A 13910-nucleotide genomic window follows, 5' to 3' on the forward strand; every position below is an offset into this window, starting at 1 on the left:
TGAAGGGATGTCTTTCGCTTCAGAAACAAAAAAGGAATTAACCAACTTGGAAGTGAAAACGTGCTGCATTCAGGCAGAGCTTTCTGCTTTAATTCGAATGAACGGTTCCCTTTCCTTTTCAAACCGGAAGTTAGTTGTCGATATTCAAACGGAAAACGCGGCAATTGCAAGAAGAATTTACACATTGTTAAAAAAGAGCTATGATGTTCAAGTCGAGTTGCTCGTTCGAAAAAAAATGCGTTTGAAGAAAAATAATGTTTATATTGTCCGGTTAGCGGATCAAGCAAAGGAAATTCTAGAGGATACGAAAATCTTAGGTGTGGGTTTCACCTTTATTCATGACATTTCAAACGATTTAATCAAAAAGAAATGCTGTAAGCGTTCTTATTTGCGCGGTGCATTTCTTGCAGGGGGATCCGTGAACAATCCGGAGACGTCTTCCTATCATTTGGAAATTTTTTCGCTTTATAAGGAACACAACGATTCTTTATGTGAATTAATGAATACATTTGGATTAAACAGTAAAACGCTTGAGCGGAAAAAAGGTTTTATTACTTACCTAAAGGAAGCAGAGAAAATTACCGAGTTTTTAAATATCATCGGTGCTCATAATGCCCTTTTACGTTTTGAAGATGTCCGAATTGTTAGGGATATGAGGAATTCAGTTAATCGTCTTGTCAATTGTGAAACAGCGAACTTAAATAAAACGATTGGTGCATCCATCCGCCAGGTAGAGAATATACGTTATATTGATCAAACAGTTGGACTTCATATTTTACCGGAAAAGCTTAGGGAAATTGCGGAGCTCCGTATCAACTATACAGATGTTACGCTTAAAGAGCTTGGTGAAATGGTTTCCGGAGGAGCAATCAGCAAGTCAGGAATCAATCATCGTTTAAGAAAAATTGATGAGATTGCAGAAAAACTGCGCCTTGGTGAAATAGCTGTAAAAAATAGATAATACTTTTGAGGAGGATACTAGAAATGTTAGAGAGACAAGTGGAGGTAAAATTGAAAACCGGTCTTCAGGCCCGTCCTGCAGCCCTATTCGTACAGGAGGCTAACCGTTTTTCGTCAGATGTTTTTCTTGAAAAGGATGGCAAAAAGGTCAATGCAAAAAGCATTATGGGGTTAATGAGTCTTGCTGTCGGTTCAGGAGTGGTCATTAATATTATTGCTGATGGTACGGATGAAGAAAATGCCATTACGACCTTAACTGATTTTGTCGAAAATGAACACCATCATTAAGAAAAAAAGGGTTGGCTTTTAGAAAAGCCAACCCTTTTTAAAAAAAACAACCGGTCAAAGACCAGTTGCTTTAAACATTACTTTTTATTATTTTTCTCATCCAATAAATTGCGGGTAATAATGTTATCGATTAACCCGTATTCTTTTGCTCTTTCAGCTGTCATAAAGTTATCGCGGTCTGTATCCTTGGCAATTACTTCAAGCGGCTGGCCAGTACGTTCTGCTAGGATTCCGTTCAATTTATCACGGAGGAATAGAATCCGTTTTGCAGCAATTTCAATTTCAGTTGCTTGTCCTTGCGCACCGCCAAGTGGCTGGTGAATCATGACTTCTGCATTTGGAAGGGCAAAACGCTTGCCTTTTTCCCCTGCAGCCAGTAAGAATGCTCCCATGGAAGCAGCCATTCCAATACATACTGTTGATACATTCGGCTTAATATATTGCATTGTATCGTAAATGGCCATTCCAGCTGTGATACTTCCGCCAGGGCTGTTGATGTAAAGAGTGATGTCCTTTTCAGGATTTTCAGCTTCAAGGAATAATAATTGGGCAACAATGGAGTTTGACACATTGTCATCGATCGCACTGCCAAGCATAATGATCCGGTCTTTTAATAGACGAGAATAGATGTCATATGCTCTTTCCCCTCTGTTTGTTTGTTCAATAACTGTAGGAATCAAATTCATTTTTCTTCCTCCTCTAAGTACGAAATTTTAAAACTTATGTACTGTTATCATACACTGATGGTCAATAAAGGTCAAACATTTCGACTGTAAAATTGTTCGACAACTTTCCTTCCTTCATCATTTCCATCTCTCCTAAATTTAAACCTATTTTACCCTTGCATTTAGGGCAGATATCGCATATAATAGGTAAGTCGCTAATATTTGCCCTCGTGGTGCAACGGATAGCACGTAAGATTCCGGTTCTTGAGATGTGGGTTCGATTCCTGCCGAGGGCGTCACTAATCGTTAAGTTTACGGTGCCTCTGCGCTTTTTTAAAGCGTGGGGGCATTTTTTTATTTCCGGGTACAAACCGATTAAAAATACCACGCAGTACAAAGCCGTCCCTTGCAGTTTTGCAAAGGAGGTTACCGCAATGAAAAGACGTAAATCCGTTTCCACTGTACTAACCGTAAAAGTAACACGCACCCTTTCAAGTTTCCGCGACACAACTGCGGAATTCCTTAAACATTGCCGCATAAAAGGACTATCATCGCACACCGTTAAGTTTTACGAAAAAGAACTTAAACAGATCAGGCGAGGGTTTGCCGAAATTGATGCGCCACTTTCAGACATTCGCAAAATAGAAGCCCACCACATCGAACAATTCATCGAATATCAGCAAGGATTAGGCCGTGCCGTCAATACGATTAATTCTCGTCTTCGTGCCGGTCGTACATACTTTAATTTTTGCGTAAGAAGAGGATACATAACGACCAATCCGTATGTTGACATTCACCAGCTCCGTAAACGACATGAAGTCGGGGCCACGTTTAACAAGCGCCAGCTCAAACGCTTACTTGATGCACCTAACACTTCAACGTTTATTGGCTTGCGTGACCTGGCGATTATGCTGACCTTCGCTCATACCGGTATGAGACTGACCGAACTAGTATCTTTACGCATTCAGGACGTCAGTTTTGACGGAAAAGGCGCCATTAATGTCCAACGTGCTAAGAACAGATATGCGCGTCGTATACCGCTTACAAAGCGCTTAAAGACGGTCCTTAAAGCCTACATAGAGGAAAGAGGCGTCCTGGACACCGATGCGCTATTTATTACCGTCGAAAATCAGCCGATCGGACCGCGCTCTATTCAAGATAGGCTCCGGCAATATGGGAAGCAAACGGAAGTAGGTAAAGAGGTAACGGTAAGCCCTCACGCATTCAGACGGACATTTTGCCGATTAAAAGTAGAAGCCGGCACGAACTTATTCGTCTTGCAGCGATTAACCGGGCATCAGTCCTTAGAGATATTAAAGCGTTATGTAGAGATATACGGAAGAGATTTAGAGGCAGCAATCGAGCAGGGATTCGAAGGTATTTAAACATAAAAAAGAGTGCCAGCCGCTACCAACGGCCAACACCCACAGATAAATCGATAACTACATAATATCGAAAAAAAGCGTAAAGGTCAACGCTTATTTAGTTATACGCTTTTAATCGAACGTATGTTTGTTTATTGGGATAGGCGCTCTCTAAACGGGGAGAGTACGCAAATGAAAAAGATAACGATAATTGCCAGCGCTGAGACGTTCGAGAACCTTTCGACGTTTGAGACTATCGAGCAATTGAACGAAACGGTGCGAGAGTATAAAAGTAAATATTTGGAAACACTATCGAATACGGAGCTTACGCTGATCGACAACCTCCATCGATATTCCGCTAAGTATAAAGGCGTAAGCTTCCTATGCAAAAATAAACTCGCAGAGCTGATCGGCAAGTCACGTCGGACGGTTATTCGAGCATGCCAGCGTTTAGAGGCGCTTGGAATCATCCGTCAATACGCAATGAAAAGGGCTAGCGACATGCAGCAGACGTCTAATGCTATTGTGATTCAGCCGGTCAAATTAGACGACGTCGTCCAATCTGCACAACGCGTGACGTCACGTGATTCCGCTAATGTCACACAAGAGGTCCGCGAAAATGTCACACCAGTAAAACAAATTCCTTCTAAAACAAATACAATTATAAATAATACGTATACTTCCGTATATGTTCGCTTCAAAGAGTTCGTGGCCAATTTCGTTAATGACCGCAAGCTAACGAATAAGCTCTACGGCATCTACCTGGCGCAAACTTCTTATATTCGCGATTGCTATGAGACTAGCGATCTCTTAAACACCGGCCTGCAGGCGCTTAAGATTGCGTTTGTAGCGACTAAACGGAAGAAGCTGCGCAATATAGCCGGGTATTATCACGGCACGTTGGACCGCTTGCTCGACCGTTTATATGCGGATTTAATTTTTGATTAAATTAAAAAAGCGCCAATACTGACGCTTTTTTAGGGATCCGAACATTTTGGCCACTTACAATACTCTTCCCACTATAATTTATGTTACCGTATCAAATTCGGTATGGTTAAGTGCGGAAACTTCGTTTTTATATTCATACAGAACGCCTGTTCGTGCTATAATAAACGCGAGAGGAGCGGTAATATGTCCGAAGTGACTATCGAAATTCACTATAACGTAGACAGCCGAATCACGCAGAAGGGTTCCTTTCCGCTGAGAGGAAGACGGCCAGAACACGTTGCCCTGGCGTTTTGGAAGCAGATACGGAAGGAAATGTCCTATCATGCGATATTAGAAAAGGTCCTTATTGATGGCGGTAAGGATATTACGGAGCAGGTGAAGGATTTAGAAACGCAAGAATGGCGCATTGTTGATGCCGTGGATTTACCGTTTTAACGTGGATATTACGGATATACCTACCGGGGGTATATAATAGAAGAAACTCGGAATGATTCCGATTTAGAAGGTAATGGGGCGTAAGGTTAACTTATACCTATGGGGGTATCGGAGTGGCTTCCGCATCAACAAGACGCGACCGGGGCGGACGTCTCTCTAAAACTCAGGGGGTCATGTTCCGGGGGTGATCCGGTGGGGTAAGAAGGGCGGGCATACCGGAGTGGGTCACTGATGCAGCTCGCTGATACCTTCCGCAAAACGACCGTTATTCGAACGGGGGATACTCGGGGGATATTGCGGGAGTATATAGGCGCCAGGGTGTCCGTTTATCCGTTCGTTTATCAAAGTTCGTGAAGCATCGAGTCGGACCGTTTAGCGGACGAATGCCAAACGATGAACGACCGCAAACCCCCCAAGGGTATGCCGGCCAGCCCGTTCGTTTGACGGTTACAATTAGCGCACAATTTTTTAAATCCGAGGGGTTCGAAAAACGTCCGTTTATCTATTGACTTTCCAATTACTAATCGGTAATATTAACGTAAGAGGAAAATCACGGTAAAGGGGTCGGTTGAAATGGGTTATACTTTCGGATATGCAAGGGTAAGTACGGATGATCAGTCGCTTGATTTGCAGCTTGATGCGTTGAATAAGTATGGAGTAGACGAAATGTTCATCGAGAAGGAGTCCGGCAAAAAGAAGGACCGTCCGCAGTTGGAACGATTACTTGATAAGCTTCGCGAAGGTGACACCGTTGTCGTCTATAAACTGGACCGGATCGGCCGTAATCGGGCGCATCTATTCCAGTTAATCGAATCCTTCAAGGAAAACGGTATTAACTTCGTTTCTATCCGCGATCAGATTGACACAACGACCGCAGTCGGCAACATGTTCTTCGGAATGCTGGCCGTTCTAGCGCAATTTGAGGCGGACTTAATATCAGAACGTACAAAAGCCGGACTTGAAGCTGCCCGCGCTCGAGGACGCAATGGTGGTCGCCCATCAGCCGATCAGAGCGCGATTGACCATGCGCTGACCCTTTACGATAGCAAAAAGTACACGGTGCCGGAGATAACGAAAGCGACTGGCGTCAGCAAAACAACGCTCTATAAATACGTGAAGGAAAGAGAAGAAACTGGGAAATAACGAAGAGCCCTGGCGTAAAATTGTCGGGGCTTTTTTATATTTTAGAATCATTCAAATCATGAAATTTGTTAAGTATTATAGTTTTTCGTATAAAACCCTCAGTTTTCTCCTATTTTCTCCGATTTACTGTAAAATTTAAGTTTGACAAAATAAAAGTTTTTTGCGTCCTTTACAATATGTAGTGGTGTCGAAATTATTATGAACACAACATGTTGATTTTTTGTGTTATGCCGTGATACTTTATTTACAGGGGAAATATTTGCTTGTCCCTAAAAAACTTTTGACCAAACGGACTTTTTTAAGTAAGTTTACAGTGAAAAGGAAAGAAGGGAGGGAGAACGATGAACTGGGATGTTATTGGAGTTGTCGGGGTGGTTTTAACCGGTGTCGGGGTCTTGTTCCAAATATTAAGTTGGAATAACGATCGTAAGCTTCTAAAACGAAACAATCCGCCAAGCCAGGAAGGCAAGACGGACAGTTTCATGGGATAGTGTGTTGTTTATTTTTTGAGACCTTGGTGTGGGAGCTAAGGTCTCTTTTTCTTTTTTATTATCTAACACTTATATTATATATGCGTACTTCCGAAGTCAATCGAAAAATTCTACAGTGAAATTATAAGTCGAAGAAGTCATCCGGTCTTGCATTCGGATCAACCTCGCGTATTACCTTCATTATCTTCTTAATTGTGCCGACGGTAGGATCGCGTTTGTCTGCGCATAATTCACTAATAGTAGTCCGGCTCACCTTCGATTTAGATACCAGCCACTCTTGCGAGATCCCTCTCGAATCAAGCCAGCGGCCTAGCCTCGATCTTGGCTTCCCTCCGAATAGTCCAAACATTTCTATCTCCCTTTCGCGATATTGATAGAACAAGTTATTTCCGTCGGTGAAACAAATTATACCTGCGAGTGAAAATAATTATTTTCGCGGACATGTAAACTGGTACAATCCGTGCGACATAGGCTATTAACACGAAAGCAAAAGGATTCTAAAAGTTTTAGTTTTCTATTCTATAAGTTTATCAACTGTTTAAGTCGATAGCACTCGTACAAGTAGAAACGTAGTAATAGTCGAAAATAGGAAATCTGTTAAGAATGAGCGAAGCGGGAAGGAGGGGAAGGGGGTCCGGGGGAAACCAAGAAAGTATTCAGATAATTTGACAATTTAGAATTCAGAAAATTAGGAGGAATTAGAATGTTATTTGGACCGGGAATTTTAATCGCTGGTGGTAGTTTTATCGCAATTACCTTGCTCGATAAGTTAGCGGAGGAAGTCGGCATCTATTGGATAGGAACAACGCTAAAACTACTGATTCCAGTCATTGCAATGGTCGCAAGTATTTACTTCTTAGAAACTAATGCGTTATTGAGGTGGCTGCGATGAGCATATGGGCGAAATTAAAGACGCGGCACAAGCTGGTAAAGGCCTTTAAGAATGGCGGACTTCATTTAACGCATAAAATTGACGACAACAATGAGCGCTTAATCCTTCCAAAAATCCACTCAGTTAATATCTACGATTCTGCCACGACCATAACCTTCACTATTCCAAACGGACTCGATCCGAAGCTAATCAAAAAGAGCGAGTTTCTATTTAAGCAATACTTCGGAAAGGATACGACTCTTGAAGGCGAATTGAAACTATTTAAATTGACGATTGTCACGAAATCAAAGAAGGAAAAAGTGCCGTATGACTATCCGCAGTTACTCGAAATCATCAAACGCGAAGGCTATTTTATGCCGATTGTCTGCGGTCAGGATAGTAATAAGCAGATGCATATATACGATGCAACCAATAATCCGAACTTGCTTATATTCGGGCAGCCTGGAAGCGGTAAGAGCTCGATTCTACACGTCATTCTCACAACGCTAATCCAATTATATTCAGAGGATGAAATAAACTTCTATATTGCGGACTTTAAGCAAAGCGAGCTGGCCGTCTATGAAGGTGTGCAGCACGTTAAGAGTGTGAGTTATCAAGTGAAGGATTTTGCGCCAGTTCTTACGCATTTAAAGAAGGAACTGATAAAACGGGGCGAATTACTGAAGAATCATCGCGTAAGACACGTTAACAAATTGCCAGCAGATAAGAAGCCTCCTTTTATCGTTCTATGCGTGGATGAGTTCGTGATGATTAATGATGCGGACATAATGGCGGACCTGTTGCAGATAGCTTCGCTCGGCAGAGCTTACGGGATATATCTAATCCTTTCGATGCAACGACCTTCGCATAAAATCCTCTCGACTGATGTCCGGGGCGTTCTATCGGTCCGAATGGGCTTCAGAACGGTTGACAAACGGAATGCCATGATCGGAGAGACTCCGGGAAGTGAAAAGATAAGCAAGGATGAGCCGGGCAAGTTCCTGCTTAATCTCGATGAACTTACGGAGCTGCGAGCACCTTATTTAGACGAGGAAAAGACTGAGGAGATACTGGCGAAGTATAAATCGGATGATTGGACGAACCACAATTATAGGAAAGTGGCGACATCGCCACCGAATGAGGAGCCAAATGATGCGACGTCGCAACATTTAACAGAGAGTGAGGTTTTTTACGATGCCATTAAGCAACCGTGATAAAGAGATAATCAAAGCGTTAAATAAGTTTCGCGTGATGGACCGGGATTCCATCGCTGAGCTTTTCTTCAGTAACCTCAAAAACCCTAAATTCTCGGCAAATAACGTCTTGCTACGGTTATTACGGGACGGTCAGATACAAAGGAGCACCGCGTTTGTGCCGTATGTTTACTTCGGACCTGATACGCAGATAAAGAAGAATAGTCAAAAAATCGGCCATTTCCTCGCAATATTAAACGTATATAAGGAAATGCGGAAGCTCGGACGCCTGGAAACGTTTCTTGTCGAGCCGAAATACTGCAAAAAGTCGGCAGGAGCTGAGCCGGATATCTTTGCCGTATTCCGTAACACGCCATTTTTTATCGAAGTCCAAAAGACCGTCTATTCCGAAAAACAAATGCTCGAGAAGATGCAGCGATATGTAGACCTGTTTAATTCCGGTGTAATGGGGAAACCTTTTCCGCATGTATTGATATTATCGGATCAGAGATATGCGTTAGATGATGGCGATTGGCCTTTTCGCGTGTTCCAGGCGGAGTCATTTACGCAATTTAATCAGTCATTGAAGTCGGAGCCGCAGCCGGTTAAAACCGTAGAACAGGGCGGCATTAAATTTAAAATAGGGTAATAAAAAAGGCGCCTTACTGGGCGTCTTCTTTGTTTTCTTCAATTGTAAATAATTCCTCGACGGATACCTTTAAAGCTTTTGCAACTGATATTAATACGTCTATGTCATAACGCGCCTGACTATCGAATCGGCTTATTGTCGGTTCTGTTACGCCAGCGAGTTCCGCAAGTTCTTTTCCGTTGATGCCTAGCTCTTTACGGATTTCGTTCATTCGTGGCTTTGCAATATATTTTGCCATCGATCTCTCCTCCAATTCTAACTAATTACTAATTACATATTACACATTAGAAATTTTTTCGTCAAATGCGCTTGACTTACTAATTAGTAATTGGTAATATAAAGACAAGAAATAAATTACACATTAGTAATCAGAAAGAGGTGCGGAAAATGGGTAATAAATTTGCTAACATACTCGATTTTATTGACCGAGTAATTGAGCACACCCAAGATGAAATTGACCTTCGTCGAAGATTTCCGTCAAACGAGCGAATGAGATACACAGCGGACGGTAAAGAATCGGTCCTCGAAAATGTGAAGTTTATTCGCGAAGAACTTGCAAAGTTAATTAATAGGTAATATGTCGCATTAAGTCGAAATTTATTGTCTGAATTTGGTGAAAAAAACTATTATAATTGGAGGAGTTAGCATGAAAAGATTAGTAAAAGTTCTATATGTATTCGATGGAGTCGTTAAAGAGAGTGAGTTGGAACGTGGCATACTTTTCGGTGATCGAGTGCTCGTAGCTGGAAAAGAAGGAACAGGGTTATATAACGCAATACCAACTGCTCAGCCGGACGTTTACCTCGTTAACCTTGATTCAGATGGCCGGGATTACTTAAGCCAGGCTCCGGAATTTCTACTTGACTTAGTAATGGTTTAATCAAATAAACGGTCGGTGCGTCTACGGCAAAGGCGCATCGGCTGCCCACGGCAATGGGCAAATAGCAAATAATCGAATGACCTTCGGTGGAGTCTTGAACAAAACTGCGGCAACAGTTAAAGATTGCACCAAGGGTCATCGATTGAGTCGGTTTCTCAGGGCAATTAGGCGGGCCCGCGAGAGCCGTCTTTTTATTTTGCGGAAAGGCGTCCGAAAACTAGGGTTCATATCGTCTAAGTATATGTAAGGGTGCGCGGATATGGTTGCTGAAATGACATACTTATTGAAGGGTATTTTTTCTGCGGAAACTGTATCGGTTGGCTTTCGCGGCTTGTTCTATAACAAAAGATTGTGATTGCCCTTACGCAACATTTTTTGTACATGGCAAAACTTCGAAAATAAGTAGGGCTTTAGAACGATTTTCAGTTACATTTTACACTCAAGTTCACAAAGTTGTCACAATTGACGGGACTTTGGTCACTTTTTCTCCTAATTTTCGGGAATTCACAAACTAAAATTTCGCATATAAGTGAGAGGAGTTTTAAGAGATTGTGAAATTTTCACAAACAAAGGGGAATTCCGTGTCTGAGGCCTAAGAAATCATCTGGGTCTTTTTTGCCGTGGATTTGCCGTCAAATTAACGCCCTAGACGCGATTTAATACCTAAGGTGCTAAAACGCTTAAAACGGCTCTGAGAGCCTCCTAGACGCCTTAAAACACGACTAGTACAGTTTAATTGCAAAATTATCCAATTTAATCGTACCATATGCCGTGTGATTTCGTCAAGAGCCTCAGTTTTAGGGGTTTAGCCGCAGTAAATTTCTTTATATTTAGGAAGACGGAGCTACTCCCATGACTCTGTCTTTCCCTTTTTATTTACGTGGGAGTTAAGAAAATTGAACAATATTAGGAGGAATTATTTTATGAGCCCGAAAGTTTTCCGTTTTATTAGGCAATCGCAAGGATTAACGCAAAAACAACTAAGCGAAATGTTAGGTATTAGCGAAGCTATGGTTTGTATGATCGAGCGAAACAAGAAAAATATCAGCGCAAGAGTTAATAAAAAATTCCGAGAAACGTTCGGCAACGAGTATGTAGAAAAATGCCGCGCGTTCTTAGAAGAAAATTAAGGGAGGAATTTTCATGGGAGAAAATAAAGTTTTACCGTTTGATACGGAGATGGGCTTCACCGGATTACCGAACGCAGTCTGTCAATTCTACGTAAGGCATCCGAAATTCAATCCGTCAGCAGAACGACTCTATCGTTATTTGTTGATGCGGTATAACCCTAATATCGGATATGCCTTTCCGTCCTGGAACGCAATAGTAAGGGAAACTGGATTAGCAAAAGGGACGGTCAGCACGGGCCTTGAATCGTTAGAGCAGCTCGGGCTAATTAACCGCCATAACCATGATAACGGCAGCGATTGGAATAACAAATTCTACACGTTTAATAAACCAATCGAAAATGAGGCGGAATTTAATCGAAGGTTTGCTTCGGAGATTGCAGCGCTTAAAGCGTCTAAGAAGCCGAAAGGTGGAAAAAAGAAAAAGGCCGACGCTGGGAACGTCGAGCCTCAAATAATATCTATTACCGAAAATATAGCACCGGAAAAGGTTGCTAGTCAAGTAGAAAATGAGATTGAAGATAGTTGGTTTTAAAGGTAGTTCAATTATTGAAATAGGGTAGTTCAATTATTGAAATAGGCTAGTTCAATTTTTGTACTCTATATATATTTACTTATACAGCTTTACGTATATAGAAATACATTGCGCCATTTGCTAACGCAAAATGTCGCTGCGATTAGATATGCAATATGTATTATTGCTGAAGTAAAAGAAACCAATAGAGAGATACAAGGTGGTTCAAAAATTGAACTAGGTAAAATACAAAAAACATGGGGGAATAAAACATGGGAGAAATCAATTATAGAAATCCAGGCGAAGGTGCTATCGAATTTGCAATAACGTTTGTAGAAGGATTAAGCATGGCGGAAGCATTACCGATACTCCGACAATTAAAAGACGGTGAACTACATGACGCAGCCGACAAGCGGATTAAACGCTGCGAATGGTGCGGCTATTATTACCGTGATAAGACCAAGCCTAACAATTCGAAAGTATGTGGTCCATCCTGTAAATTTGCGAAAGACAATCTCGCTAAGGCTATCAAAAAGGCGGATGCTGCGTTATTAAAGCCGAAGAAAGCGAAGTCGTTCCAGCAAGAAATGTACACATTTTATTCGTATTGGCTAGAGTACCCTGCTTATCTTTCTGAACATTACATGCTGAAACGTGCTCATCGTTACGAAACGCCATTCTCGCACGATAAACTCGAGCAAATTGACGCGGCAAAACAACGAGGATATAAAAAGAAAAGTAAAGCGACTCCGACGGACGGAAGCGATAAGGTGCAAATAAGAGGGATCAGACACGGCCGCTCTTACGGTGAAGTGGAAATATCGCAATTAGAGCCGGATTATTTTGCGAAAAAGTATTCGGAGGAACATCTTAAACAAGAACGCAGACGGGCGGTAGAATTTAGCCGCAGTAAAAAAATGCATATATAGGAAAGCCCAAGAGAGTTCGGTAATTTTTTTGGGCTGAATGTGAATAGATAGGAGGTTATCGTATTGGATGGAATGAAAGCGAGGGCGCTTAGATACTACATGGGCGAGTCGATGGACGGTTTCGCTAAACAACTCGGAGTTGCTGCGTCAACTATTAGTGCAATTGAGAATGGACAGCGTGACATAACAGATCATATTCGCGCGAAGTTAATTAGGATTGAGATGCAGATGCCTTCCGAATTTTATACTTTTTATGAGAAATTCAAAAACAACGCATAATTACCCATAATAATTTTATGTCAATAGTTAGGGTGTGTCAAGAATGAATGAAAAAGAAAAGCTCGGCTATTTAATCGCCTATTTACAAGCGTTAGCCGAAATAAGTCAGAAATCTGAAGTGAAGGTATTTTCGGAAATAAAACGAGTGATTAAAGAGATTGAAGAGTTAATTAAAAAATAACGAATGAATGGAGCGGAATGAACGAATGAGCGAACTATTAGAGTTAGTGAAACGCATTGATGCAAAGGTATCGGTAATTACGAAAGGCGGTGCCCGCTAATGGAGATGCGTATTTGTAGGATTTGCGGAATTGAAAAAGAACTGACGCTTATGGAGATTGATTCGCGCCATAAATCAAAGTATACGAATCGCTGCCGCCAGTGTAAGCATGATTCGGATGATAAGGCGTCCAGAGCATACCGAAGTCTTAAAGGTCGATCATCAAAGCTAGGCATTCCGATGGAAGTTACTGCAAAAGAAATCCGCCTCTTGTTCGGAATGTTTGACGGAAAGTGTGCCTATTGCTCAAAACGACCGGAAAAGGAACACAATCTACACCTTGAACATATTTGCGCATTGTCTGAAGGTGGTCGCAATACATTGGCGAACTTGTTGCCCGCTTGTGCTAGATGCAACATATCGAAGAGTAATAAGCCGATAGTTACGTATTTCTTTGATAAACGCGAAAAGTTTCCTGATACTAACCTCTCGATGGTCGTGGATTACATGTCTTTATTGCAAGGCGTAAGTAAAGAGGAAGTGCTTTCGGAGCTGACGGATGAGCATGTGGCTTATGAGTTGAAGCAAGAGCGGTTATCCATCAGTAAAGAGGCGAGTAGGACATGAGCAATCAGCTTTGGAGGTTAGAACCTGGCTGGCTTGCCGGTTACACAGAGGACCGCAAATTAATAGGACGCATCCGTAGATACAAAGATTGGGCAGTTATGGCTGACTATTACAAAAATAACCGGTTCATTGGGTGTCAATATAAGATACCTATCGAACAAAGACGGGCAGCAGAACGGATGTTTAACGTGACCGATTTTAAAGAAAATAAGCCGATTTAAGCAGTTTGGAGGCGTTACCCTTCCGCTAGTATTCAGAGAGGAAAACGCAAGCCAAAAACGGCTAAAATAGCAAGAAAATCTGTTAATTACACACATTTTTGGAGGA

22 protein-coding genes and 1 tRNA gene are annotated in these 13910 nt (G+C 41.8%); 20 read left to right on the forward strand and 3 right to left on the reverse strand.

What is annotated here, in order from left to right; all coding sequences use genetic code 11:
• Nucleotides 1-7: 7 nt before the first annotated feature.
• Together whiA and ACFQZ9_RS15695 are read left to right on the forward strand one after the other, a co-directional pair.
• Nucleotides 8-961 carry a DNA-binding protein WhiA gene (gene whiA / locus ACFQZ9_RS15690; RefSeq protein ID WP_498944517.1) on the forward strand — a complete coding sequence of 318 codons (954 nt, stop codon included), beginning with the start codon at nt 8-10 and terminating at the stop codon, nt 959-961.
• Between the two features lie 23 nt (nt 962-984).
• On the forward strand, nt 985-1248 hold the full coding sequence (locus tag ACFQZ9_RS15695) for an HPr family phosphocarrier protein (RefSeq protein WP_198310436.1): 264 nt from the start codon (nt 985-987) through the stop codon (nt 1246-1248).
• A 77-nt stretch (nt 1249-1325) separates the two neighbouring features.
• Here the strand turns inward: ACFQZ9_RS15695 and clpP are convergent, their stop codons facing one another.
• The gene (gene clpP, locus ACFQZ9_RS15700) at nt 1326-1934 is read right to left on the reverse strand and encodes an ATP-dependent Clp endopeptidase proteolytic subunit ClpP (RefSeq protein WP_198310435.1); all 609 of its coding nucleotides are present in this window, start codon (nt 1932-1934) and stop codon (nt 1326-1328) included.
• A 203-nt stretch (nt 1935-2137) separates the two neighbouring features.
• Here clpP and ACFQZ9_RS15705 point away from each other — a divergent pair.
• The 6 genes from ACFQZ9_RS15705 (at nt 2138) to ACFQZ9_RS15730 (ending at nt 6294) form a co-directional block, all read left to right on the forward strand.
• A tRNA-Arg gene (locus ACFQZ9_RS15705) sits at nt 2138-2209 on the forward strand.
• A 138-nt stretch (nt 2210-2347) separates the two neighbouring features.
• Nucleotides 2348-3298 (forward strand): tyrosine-type recombinase/integrase, encoded by a 951-nt coding sequence (locus ACFQZ9_RS15710; RefSeq protein WP_498944518.1) that lies wholly within the window; start codon nt 2348-2350, stop codon nt 3296-3298.
• Between the two features lie 171 nt (nt 3299-3469).
• Nucleotides 3470-4225, forward strand: coding sequence for a helix-turn-helix domain-containing protein (locus ACFQZ9_RS15715; RefSeq protein WP_498944519.1), 756 nt, complete (start codon nt 3470-3472; stop codon nt 4223-4225).
• A 183-nt stretch (nt 4226-4408) separates the two neighbouring features.
• Nucleotides 4409-4660, forward strand: a complete 252-nt coding sequence (locus ACFQZ9_RS15720) for a hypothetical protein (protein ID WP_498944520.1) — start codon at nt 4409-4411, stop codon at nt 4658-4660.
• A gap of 573 nt (nt 4661-5233) precedes the next feature.
• Nucleotides 5234-5803 (forward strand): recombinase family protein, encoded by a 570-nt coding sequence (locus ACFQZ9_RS15725; protein WP_498944521.1) that lies wholly within the window; start codon nt 5234-5236, stop codon nt 5801-5803.
• 341 nt (nt 5804-6144) lie between these two features.
• Complete coding sequence (locus ACFQZ9_RS15730) at nt 6145-6294, forward strand: hypothetical protein (RefSeq protein ID WP_498944522.1); 150 nt, start codon at nt 6145-6147, stop codon at nt 6292-6294.
• A gap of 121 nt (nt 6295-6415) precedes the next feature.
• On the opposite strand, the gene ACFQZ9_RS15735 is transcribed toward ACFQZ9_RS15730, so the two are convergent.
• The gene (locus ACFQZ9_RS15735) at nt 6416-6643 is read right to left on the reverse strand and encodes a helix-turn-helix domain-containing protein (protein WP_498944523.1); all 228 of its coding nucleotides are present in this window, start codon (nt 6641-6643) and stop codon (nt 6416-6418) included.
• A gap of 354 nt (nt 6644-6997) precedes the next feature.
• Here ACFQZ9_RS15735 and ACFQZ9_RS15740 point away from each other — a divergent pair, with 354 nt between their 5' ends.
• The 3 genes from ACFQZ9_RS15740 (at nt 6998) to ACFQZ9_RS15750 (ending at nt 9007) form a co-directional block, all read left to right on the forward strand.
• Nucleotides 6998-7186, forward strand: a complete 189-nt coding sequence (locus tag ACFQZ9_RS15740; protein ID WP_498944524.1) for a hypothetical protein — start codon at nt 6998-7000, stop codon at nt 7184-7186.
• Nucleotides 7183-8379: an FtsK/SpoIIIE domain-containing protein gene (locus ACFQZ9_RS15745; RefSeq protein ID WP_498944525.1), complete on the forward strand. Its 1197-nt coding sequence runs from the start codon at nt 7183-7185 to the stop codon at nt 8377-8379. The genes ACFQZ9_RS15740 and ACFQZ9_RS15745 overlap by 4 nt, the downstream gene beginning before the upstream one ends.
• 157 nt (nt 8380-8536) lie before the next feature.
• Nucleotides 8537-9007 carry a hypothetical protein gene (locus tag ACFQZ9_RS15750; protein ID WP_498944526.1) on the forward strand — a complete coding sequence of 157 codons (471 nt, stop codon included), beginning with the start codon at nt 8537-8539 and terminating at the stop codon, nt 9005-9007.
• Between the two features lie 13 nt (nt 9008-9020).
• On the opposite strand, the gene ACFQZ9_RS15755 is transcribed toward ACFQZ9_RS15750, so the two are convergent.
• Nucleotides 9021-9245 carry a helix-turn-helix domain-containing protein gene (locus tag ACFQZ9_RS15755; RefSeq protein ID WP_498944527.1) on the reverse strand — a complete coding sequence of 75 codons (225 nt, stop codon included), beginning with the start codon at nt 9243-9245 and terminating at the stop codon, nt 9021-9023.
• A gap of 149 nt (nt 9246-9394) precedes the next feature.
• Here ACFQZ9_RS15755 and ACFQZ9_RS15760 point away from each other — a divergent pair, with 149 nt between their 5' ends.
• The 9 genes from ACFQZ9_RS15760 to ACFQZ9_RS15800 all read left to right on the forward strand — a co-directional run bounded on the left by ACFQZ9_RS15760 (nt 9395) and on the right by ACFQZ9_RS15800 (nt 13804).
• Nucleotides 9395-9583 (forward strand): hypothetical protein, encoded by a 189-nt coding sequence (locus ACFQZ9_RS15760; RefSeq protein ID WP_498944528.1) that lies wholly within the window; start codon nt 9395-9397, stop codon nt 9581-9583.
• Between the two features lie 70 nt (nt 9584-9653).
• Nucleotides 9654-9887, forward strand: coding sequence for a hypothetical protein (locus ACFQZ9_RS15765; protein ID WP_498944529.1), 234 nt, complete (start codon nt 9654-9656; stop codon nt 9885-9887).
• 923 nt (nt 9888-10810) lie between these two features.
• Nucleotides 10811-11017 (forward strand): helix-turn-helix domain-containing protein, encoded by a 207-nt coding sequence (locus ACFQZ9_RS15770; RefSeq protein WP_498944530.1) that lies wholly within the window; start codon nt 10811-10813, stop codon nt 11015-11017.
• 13 nt (nt 11018-11030) lie between these two features.
• Nucleotides 11031-11549, forward strand: coding sequence for a helix-turn-helix domain-containing protein (locus ACFQZ9_RS15775; protein WP_498944531.1), 519 nt, complete (start codon nt 11031-11033; stop codon nt 11547-11549).
• Nucleotides 11550-11800: 251 nt separating this feature from the next.
• On the forward strand, nt 11801-12457 hold the full coding sequence (locus ACFQZ9_RS15780) for a hypothetical protein (RefSeq protein ID WP_498944532.1): 657 nt from the start codon (nt 11801-11803) through the stop codon (nt 12455-12457).
• A gap of 72 nt (nt 12458-12529) precedes the next feature.
• Nucleotides 12530-12736, forward strand: a complete 207-nt coding sequence (locus ACFQZ9_RS15785; protein WP_498944590.1) for a helix-turn-helix domain-containing protein — start codon at nt 12530-12532, stop codon at nt 12734-12736.
• 43 nt (nt 12737-12779) lie between these two features.
• Nucleotides 12780-12917, forward strand: coding sequence for a hypothetical protein (locus ACFQZ9_RS15790; protein ID WP_498944533.1), 138 nt, complete (start codon nt 12780-12782; stop codon nt 12915-12917).
• Nucleotides 12918-13016: 99 nt separating this feature from the next.
• The gene (locus ACFQZ9_RS15795; protein ID WP_498944534.1) at nt 13017-13583 is read left to right on the forward strand and encodes an HNH endonuclease; all 567 of its coding nucleotides are present in this window, start codon (nt 13017-13019) and stop codon (nt 13581-13583) included.
• On the forward strand, nt 13580-13804 hold the full coding sequence (locus ACFQZ9_RS15800) for a hypothetical protein (RefSeq protein ID WP_498944535.1): 225 nt from the start codon (nt 13580-13582) through the stop codon (nt 13802-13804). Before ACFQZ9_RS15795 ends, ACFQZ9_RS15800 begins: the two co-directional genes overlap by 4 nt.
• Nucleotides 13805-13910: the final 106 nt, after the last annotated feature.

Origin of the sequence: Neobacillus sp. GCM10027624 (assembly GCF_042675345.1) — a bacterium.
Taxonomy (GTDB): domain Bacteria; phylum Bacillota; class Bacilli; order Bacillales; family Cytobacillaceae; genus Neobacillus; species Neobacillus cucumis_D.

Bases quoted from the DNA above. Each gene is read 5' to 3' on its own strand.
- whiA (WP_498944517.1), top strand. From the start codon at position 8: ATGTCTTTCGCTTCAGAAACAAAAAAGGAATTAACCAACTTGGAAGTG.
- ACFQZ9_RS15695 (WP_198310436.1), top strand. From the start codon at position 985: ATGTTAGAGAGACAAGTGGAGGTAAAATTGAAAACCGGTCTTCAGGCC.
- clpP (WP_198310435.1), bottom strand. From the start codon at position 1,934: ATGAATTTGATTCCTACAGTTATTGAACAAACAAACAGAGGGGAAAGA.
- ACFQZ9_RS15710 (WP_498944518.1), top strand. From the start codon at position 2,348: ATGAAAAGACGTAAATCCGTTTCCACTGTACTAACCGTAAAAGTAACA.
- ACFQZ9_RS15715 (WP_498944519.1), top strand. From the start codon at position 3,470: ATGAAAAAGATAACGATAATTGCCAGCGCTGAGACGTTCGAGAACCTT.
- ACFQZ9_RS15720 (WP_498944520.1), top strand. From the start codon at position 4,409: ATGTCCGAAGTGACTATCGAAATTCACTATAACGTAGACAGCCGAATC.
- ACFQZ9_RS15725 (WP_498944521.1), top strand. From the start codon at position 5,234: ATGGGTTATACTTTCGGATATGCAAGGGTAAGTACGGATGATCAGTCG.
- ACFQZ9_RS15730 (WP_498944522.1), top strand. From the start codon at position 6,145: ATGAACTGGGATGTTATTGGAGTTGTCGGGGTGGTTTTAACCGGTGTC.
- ACFQZ9_RS15735 (WP_498944523.1), bottom strand. From the start codon at position 6,643: ATGTTTGGACTATTCGGAGGGAAGCCAAGATCGAGGCTAGGCCGCTGG.
- ACFQZ9_RS15740 (WP_498944524.1), top strand. From the start codon at position 6,998: ATGTTATTTGGACCGGGAATTTTAATCGCTGGTGGTAGTTTTATCGCA.
- ACFQZ9_RS15745 (WP_498944525.1), top strand. From the start codon at position 7,183: ATGAGCATATGGGCGAAATTAAAGACGCGGCACAAGCTGGTAAAGGCC.
- ACFQZ9_RS15755 (WP_498944527.1), bottom strand. From the start codon at position 9,245: ATGGCAAAATATATTGCAAAGCCACGAATGAACGAAATCCGTAAAGAG.
- ACFQZ9_RS15760 (WP_498944528.1), top strand. From the start codon at position 9,395: ATGGGTAATAAATTTGCTAACATACTCGATTTTATTGACCGAGTAATT.
- ACFQZ9_RS15765 (WP_498944529.1), top strand. From the start codon at position 9,654: ATGAAAAGATTAGTAAAAGTTCTATATGTATTCGATGGAGTCGTTAAA.
- ACFQZ9_RS15770 (WP_498944530.1), top strand. From the start codon at position 10,811: ATGAGCCCGAAAGTTTTCCGTTTTATTAGGCAATCGCAAGGATTAACG.
- ACFQZ9_RS15775 (WP_498944531.1), top strand. From the start codon at position 11,031: ATGGGAGAAAATAAAGTTTTACCGTTTGATACGGAGATGGGCTTCACC.
- ACFQZ9_RS15780 (WP_498944532.1), top strand. From the start codon at position 11,801: ATGGGAGAAATCAATTATAGAAATCCAGGCGAAGGTGCTATCGAATTT.
- ACFQZ9_RS15785 (WP_498944590.1), top strand. From the start codon at position 12,530: ATGAAAGCGAGGGCGCTTAGATACTACATGGGCGAGTCGATGGACGGT.
- ACFQZ9_RS15790 (WP_498944533.1), top strand. From the start codon at position 12,780: ATGAATGAAAAAGAAAAGCTCGGCTATTTAATCGCCTATTTACAAGCG.
- ACFQZ9_RS15795 (WP_498944534.1), top strand. From the start codon at position 13,017: ATGGAGATGCGTATTTGTAGGATTTGCGGAATTGAAAAAGAACTGACG.
- ACFQZ9_RS15800 (WP_498944535.1), top strand. From the start codon at position 13,580: ATGAGCAATCAGCTTTGGAGGTTAGAACCTGGCTGGCTTGCCGGTTAC.